General features: G+C 72.3%; 6 protein-coding genes. 1 reads left to right on the plus strand and 5 read right to left on the minus strand.

The window, feature by feature from the left end:
* Positions 1-24: 24 nt before the first annotated feature.
* Positions 25-1,299 carry a response regulator gene (locus KK617_RS10595; protein ID WP_277499962.1) on the plus strand — a complete coding sequence of 425 codons (1,275 nt, stop codon included), beginning with the start codon at positions 25-27 and terminating at the stop codon, positions 1,297-1,299.
* Positions 1,300-1,422: 123 nt separating this feature from the next.
* Here KK617_RS10595 and KK617_RS10600 read toward each other — a convergent pair whose 3' ends face one another.
* The 5 genes from KK617_RS10600 to KK617_RS10620 form a co-directional block, all read right to left on the minus strand.
* Positions 1,423-2,166, minus strand: a complete 744-nt coding sequence (locus KK617_RS10600; protein ID WP_277499964.1) for a hypothetical protein — start codon at positions 2,164-2,166, stop codon at positions 1,423-1,425.
* Positions 2,167-2,219: 53 nt separating this feature from the next.
* Positions 2,220-3,704 carry a glycosyltransferase family 2 protein gene (locus KK617_RS10605; protein WP_277499965.1) on the minus strand — a complete coding sequence of 495 codons (1,485 nt, stop codon included), beginning with the start codon at positions 3,702-3,704 and terminating at the stop codon, positions 2,220-2,222.
* A gap of 98 nt (positions 3,705-3,802) precedes the next feature.
* A complete protein-coding gene (locus tag KK617_RS10610; protein ID WP_277499966.1) occupies positions 3,803-4,006 on the minus strand; it encodes an acyl-CoA carboxylase subunit epsilon in 204 nt (67 codons plus the stop codon).
* Positions 4,003-5,619, minus strand: a complete 1,617-nt coding sequence (locus KK617_RS10615; protein WP_277499968.1) for an acyl-CoA carboxylase subunit beta — start codon at positions 5,617-5,619, stop codon at positions 4,003-4,005. The genes KK617_RS10610 and KK617_RS10615 overlap by 4 nt, the downstream gene beginning before the upstream one ends.
* Positions 5,620-5,722: 103 nt before the next feature.
* Positions 5,723-6,478 (minus strand): glycosyltransferase (locus KK617_RS10620; protein WP_346812985.1); only part of this gene is annotated, 756 nt, incomplete at its 5' end.

Consider the following 6,478-nt stretch of genomic DNA (forward strand, 5'->3'; position numbering starts at 1 on the left):
GCGGGACGTTGCTAGCCTGAGCCGGTGGAACAGCGCGCATCGCGACGGGTCGCCGTCATCGTCGAGGACGACCCGGACGTCGGCGACCTCCTCGACCTCGTCCTGACGCAGAGCGGGTACGTGACGCACGTCACCCGCAACGGCGTCGACGGCCTGGCGGCGGTCCGGGAGCACGACCCCGTGCTGACGACCCTCGACGTCTCGATGCCCGGCATGGACGGCTTCGCCGTGGCCCGCCGCATCCGCGAGTTCAGCTCCACCTACCTCATCATGATCACTGCGCTCAGCGACGAGATCGACGTCGTGATGGGCCTCGAGGCCGGCGCCGACGACTACCTGGTGAAGCCGTTCCGCCCCCGCGAGCTCCGCGCCCGCGCCGAGTCGATGCTGCGGCGCCCGCGCGCCCGCAACGAGGGCACGGACGAGGAGGACGGGCACGGCCTCGCCGAGCCGGCCGCCGTGCCTGCCGCGACCGAGCCCGAGCGCGAGCCCACCGGCTGGGCGGTCGACATCCGTCGCGAGTTCAGCCAGGGCAACCGCGCCACCATCGGCCCGGCCCCGACGACCCCGGCCACCCCGGCCCCTCGGCACGCCGCGCCGCAGCCGGAGCAGCCCGCGCCCGCCCAGCCCGTGCCCGCCCAGCCGGCGGTGCCGCAGACCGCGGCGCACTCGACGTACGACCAGGTCGCGCACGACCAGGGGCTGCAGCAGCAGGCGCCGTACCAGCAGCCCGCCCACCAGCACCAGCCGGCGCAGCCGGTCTACCAGCAGCCGGTGCAGCCCGCCCACGAGCAGCCCGTCCAGCAGCCGGCTCAGCAGCCCGTCTACGCCCCGCCGGTGCAGCAGGCCGTCCCGCAGCCGGTCGCGACCCAGCCCGTCGCGTCGTACGCGGCCGACCCGCTCCCGGCCTCGGGCCTGACCCCCGCCTCGTCGATGGCGGCGGGCAACGACCAGCAGGTCGTGGGGGGCGACGGGTGGGTGCGGCACAACGGCCTGTCCCTCAACCCGACCTCGCGCGCGGTGCTCGTCGAGGGTCGCGGCGTCGACGTGACGAAGGTCGAGTTCGACCTCCTGGCCTCGCTGATGTCCACGGGCCGGCGGGTGCGCTCGAAGGCCGACCTGGTGCTGACGATGCGCGGCCAGGACTACGTGACGGCGTACTTCGTCAACGAGGCCGACAAGCGCACCGTCGAGGCCCACATCGAGGACCTGCGGCGCAAGCTCGGCGACGACGGCGCCGTCCCCCGGTGGATCGAGCCCGTCCGCGGCGTCGGCTACCGCATGGCGCCCGGCACCTGACGACGCGTGCCCACGAGCACGAGAGGCCCCCCGGCATCGCCGGGGGGCCTCCGTCGTCTCGCGGCGTCGTCTCGCAGCGTCGTCTCGCAGCGTCGTCTCCCGGCCGCGGCCGGGGTCGGGCGCTCAGTTGGCGTTGACGGGGATCTCCTGGGCCTGGGTCTCCTCGTCGGAGGCGAAGATCGCGATGGGCACGACCTGCGTGATGGTCTCCTGCACGTAGCGGTTCGAGCCCGCGCTGGTCTCGATGTTGACCGTCGCGGAGAACGTGAGCTCCACGCCGATGGTGGCCAGGTCGGTGGCCACGATCTCCTGGTTGCGCAGCTCGAACGCGCCCTTCGGCGAGGTGACGAGCATCCCGTAGTCGCCGTACGTCACCGGCTCGGGGTCGAGCGTGACGGTCTGCGCCTGCGCGTCGAGGGTGTACGGCGTCTCGGCCGCGCCGCCGTCGGAGCGCTTCGTCGTGGACGTCACCTGCATGCGGCCCAGCCACACCTTGCGCTTGGTCTCGTACGGGTCGCGCAGGTCGCGGGCGAGGTCGTAGGCCTGGAACGTGAAGGAGAAGAACTTCGAGCCGCGCGGGTACCACTCGTTCGTCCGTGGCGTCGACTTCGTCGGGTAGAGCGTGTACACGAAGTCGAGGTTGTCGCCGACCGTGATGTGCGACTGGAACGTGCCGTCCCGGGTGAACTGCGAGTCGTAGAACTCGCCGGTCGCGGCGCTCGTGGCCGTCGCGGTGGGCTGCGCCTCGTCGTCGCTGCCGGTCAGGTCCTCGACGAGGGAGCAGGAGGACAGCAGCAGGCTGAGGAGCAGGCCGCCGAGCGCGAGGGGCAGGGCGCGGCGGGTACGGCGGGCACGGGAGGCGGGCATGGTCTCTTCCGGTCGGCGGGTGGGGCGGGTCGGGCGGGCGGTGCGCGCAGCGCTCACGCCTTGTAGCCCTTGTAGCGGCGCAGCAGCTTGGTCGACATCCAGCCGGTCTGCAGGATCGTGATGATGCCGAGGATGGGCCAGCCGAACGACAGCACGTCGGACTTGGCGTCGATCGGCAGCTGCAGCCAGATGGCCGCCATGACGGCGACGATGACGGCCAGCACCGCGAGGGGGGCCAGGTAGGCCTGGCCCGAGCCGCGCTCGGCCTTGGCCTGAGCGGCCCAGTTGTCGGTCTGCGCGCGAGAGGCGAACTTGGTCCAGGCGCGCAGGAAGTGCCCGATCCGGATCCACATGTAGACCTCGGCGGGCGCCAGCAGCAATGCGAACAGGTAGTCCCGGCGGTTCGCGTAGTACATCGAGCGGGCCACGCGGAAGTTGAGCAGGATGGCGGCCATCGGCGGGATGACCCACCAGGGGGAGAAGACGAACGCGTCGATCGACAGCGAGCCCAGGAGCAGCAGCAGGAAGAGCAGCCGGGTCGTGATGTTGATGACCATCGAGATGTGCTCGAACCACCGCAGCCGCAGGTTCGGGTGCAGGGGCTGCCCCGGGGTGTCGCCGCGCTGGCCGGGCCACATCAGGTCGATGGCGCCGAAGTTCCACTTCACCTGCTGCGCGTCGAGCGAGCGCAGCGTGGTCATGCCGCCCACGTGGGCGCGGGCGGCGGCCGAGATCTTCGTGAGGTAGCCGGCGCTCTTGATCTGCAGCGAGAGCAGCGAGTCCTCCACCTCGGAGTCGTTGACCCACGGCGTGCGCTGGTGGCTGTCCTCGAGCACCTCGCGCAGGGCGTGGGTGGAGAAGATGGAGAACTGGCCGCCCAGCACCGCCATGTTGCGCCCGCGCAGGAGGTTCTGCATGTTGAAGGCGGCGAACTGGGCACGCTGGCCGGCGATGAGGAACTTCGACATCAGGCCGTCGAGCGCCGAGTCGTCGATGCTGTAGATGGCCGAGATGCCGCCGATGCGGTCGTCGCTCGCAATCTCGTTGACCAGCTCCTCGACCGCGTCGGGCTCCGGGGTGGTGTCGCCGTCGACGCCGAGGAGGTAGTCGTAGCCCTCGACGAGCGAGTAGCCGTAGTTGAGCGCGCCGACCTTCTTGTCCGGGTTCTTGCCGATGTCGTGGACGAAGATCTCGGTCATCTGCTCGCCGTTGCGCGTCTGGCGCACGTGCTCGCCGGCGTAGTAGCCCGCCACCTCGACGGTGTCGTCGGTGGTGTTGTTGACGATGACGTGGATGACGTCCGGCAGGCGGGTCTGGGCCAGCAACGCGTCGAGCACGCCGCCGATCGTCTCGCCCTCGTTGTAGGCCGGGATGACCGCGCCGATGGTGGGGCGGTAGGTGGGCAGCTCCTCGACGCCGTGCAGGAACTCGTCGGCGTACGCCGCCATGCCGGGGTCCGGCACGCGCACGTACTGGTTCTGCGAGGTGTCGCCGCGCGCGGAGGGGCGTCCGGAGAGCTCGGGGCCGGGGAGGGTCACGCCCGTATCCTGCCGCCCCCTGCTCGGGTCCGTCCCGGTGAGCGCCGAACTTCTGCTCAGTTTTCCGTCAAACGGACCGGTGCGGCCCGTGGGACCCGTCAGCGCGGCAGGGCGGAGGAGCGCCAGGCGCCCGCGCCGGCCGCCGGCGTGGACCGGAGCAGGCGGCGCGGGGCCGACCACTCCGGCGTACGACGGGGGGCCGGCGCCGGCGCGCCCCCCAGCGAGGAGAGCACCGCGACGATCGCGGCGACCTCCTCGGGGGTGGCGTCGGGGTTGACGACCCGCAGCAGCGGCGCGCTCACAGCGGGATGTTCCCGTGCTTCTTGGGCGGCAGCGTCTCGCGCTTGGTGCGCAGCAGGCGCAGGGCCCTGACGATCTCGCCGCGGGTCTCGTGGGGGCTGATGACGGCGTCGACGTACCCGCGCTCGGCCGCGACGTACGGGTTCGCGAGGTGCTTGTCGTACTCGTCGACGAGCTCGGCGCGGGTGGCGTCGGCGGTGCCGGCCTCCGTGGCCTCGGCGATCTCCTTGCGGTACAGGATGTTGACCGCGCCCTGGGCGCCCATGACGGCGATCTGGGCGGTCGGCCACGCCAGGTTGATGTCGGCGCCGAGGTGCTTGGAGCCCATGACGTCGTAGGCGCCGCCGTACGCCTTGCGGGTGATGATCGTGACCAGCGGCACCGTGGCCTCGGCGTAGGCGTAGATGAGCTTCGCGCCGCGGCGGATGATGCCGTTGTACTCCTGGTCGGTGCCGGGCAGGAAGCCGGGCACGTCCACGAACGTCAGCACGGGGATGTTGAAGGCGTCGCAGGTGCGCACGAAGCGCGCGGCCTTCTCGGAGGCGTCGATGTCGAGCGTGCCGGCGAACTGCATCGGCTGGTTGGCGACGACGCCGACGCTGCGGCCCTCGACGCGGGCGTAGCCGACGACCAGGTTCGGCGCGAAGAGCGGCTGGACCTCGAGGAACTCCTGGTCGTCCACCACCGCCTCGACGACCTCGCGGATGTCGTAGGGCTGGTTCGGGCTGTCCGGGATGATGGCGTCGAGCGAGCGGTCGAGGTCGGTGACCTCGAGGTCGGCGACGTCGTCGAAGACCGGCGGCTCGTCCAGGTTGTTCTGCGGCAGGTAGGACAGCAGCGTCTTGACGAACTCGAGCGCGTCCTCCTCGTCGGCCCCCATGTAGTGGGCGTTGCCCGACCGCGTGTTGTGGGTGCGCGCGCCGCCCAGCTCCTCGATCGTCACGTCCTCGCCGGTCACCGTCTTGATGACGTCGGGGCCGGTGATGAACATGGCGGAGGTCTGGTCGACCATCACGGTGAAGTCGGTGACGGCGGGGGAGTAGACGTGGCCGCCGGCGCAGTTGCCCATGATGAGGCTGATCTGCGGGATGACGCCCGAGGCGTGCACGTTGCGGCGGAAGATCTCGCCGTACAGGCCCAGGGAGACCACGCCCTCCTGGATGCGGGCGCCGGCGCCCTCGTTGATGCCGATGATGGGGCAGCCGGTCTTCATCGCCAGGTCCATGACCTTGGTGATCTTCTCGCCGTACACCTCGCCGAGCGAGCCGCCGAAGACCGTGAAGTCCTGCGAGAAGACGCAGACCTGGCGACCGTCGATCGTGCCGTAGCCGGTCACGACGCCGTCGCCGTAGGGCCGCCGCTTCTCGAGGCCGAAGGCGACCGAGCGGTGGCGGGCCAGCTCGTCGAGCTCGACGAAGCTGCCCTCGTCGAAGAGCTGCTCGATGCGCTCGCGGGCCGTCTGGCGGCCGCGGGCGTGCTGCTTCTCGACCGCCTTGGCCGAGCCGGCGTGCACGGCCTCGTCGAGCCGGCGCTCGAGGTCGGCCAGCTTGCCGGCGGTCGTCGTCACGTCGATCTCGTCGGGCACGTCCGTGCCCTCGCCCACCTGTGCGCTCATGGGCGGCAATGTAGCGTCCCGCGCCGACGCCGGACGCAGGGGTCTTGCGTACCGGACAACGGGTACCCCGTCCCATCCCGTGATCCGGGACACCGGCCGCGCCTCAGGCGTAGAGCCAGCGCGCCGCCCGCTCGCGCAGCGCGCGGTAGCGCGGCGACGCCCCCGCCCGCAGGTGCTCGACCGGCACCTGCGGGTCCACGTCGGTCACCGCCTCCGTCAGGTACGGCGTGCCCCGCCGCCGTGCGACCGGCCGGGTCAGCGCCCGGCGCCACGCCGGGGGGCCGACACGAGCGGGCCAGGGCGCGGGGGCGCGGCCGCGCCCGAGCGCGACGAGCTCCCGGGCGATCGTCGTCGCGCCGTCGGGGGTCTCGAGGCCCGCGCACACCGCGGTGAGCTCCCGCCGTACCGCGGGGTCGAGGAGCCGGTCGAGGGCACCGGTGAGGTCGGACTCGTCCGTGCTCGCCAGCGCCGCGCCCCGCGCGACGACCCCGCGGGTGCGGGCCACCTGGTCGTCGGTCTCGTGGGCGGTGCTCGGCACCAGCAGCGTGGGCAGGCCGACGGCGAGGTGCTCGTGCACGGCGTTGTAGCCGGCGGCGCCGACCGCGGCGTCGAAGGCCGCGAGGTAGCGCGCCAGGGGGTAGGTGTCGCGCAGCGCCACGACGTCGCCGTCCTGGGTGCCGGAGCCGCCGGACCCGCCGGCGCCGCTGCGGGCGATCGCCTGCCGCGTGAGCGCCACCTGCCACTGCGGCGCCGCCGTGCGCAGGTGCTCGCGCACCCGGCGCACCAGCTCGCCGACGTCGGCGTAGGCCCCCGAGCCCGGGGCGAGCAGCAGCGCCGGGCGGTCCGGGTCGAGCCCGAG

Source organism: Nocardioides sp. ChNu-99, from assembly GCF_029493445.1.
Classification (GTDB): domain Bacteria; phylum Actinomycetota; class Actinomycetes; order Propionibacteriales; family Nocardioidaceae; genus Nocardioides.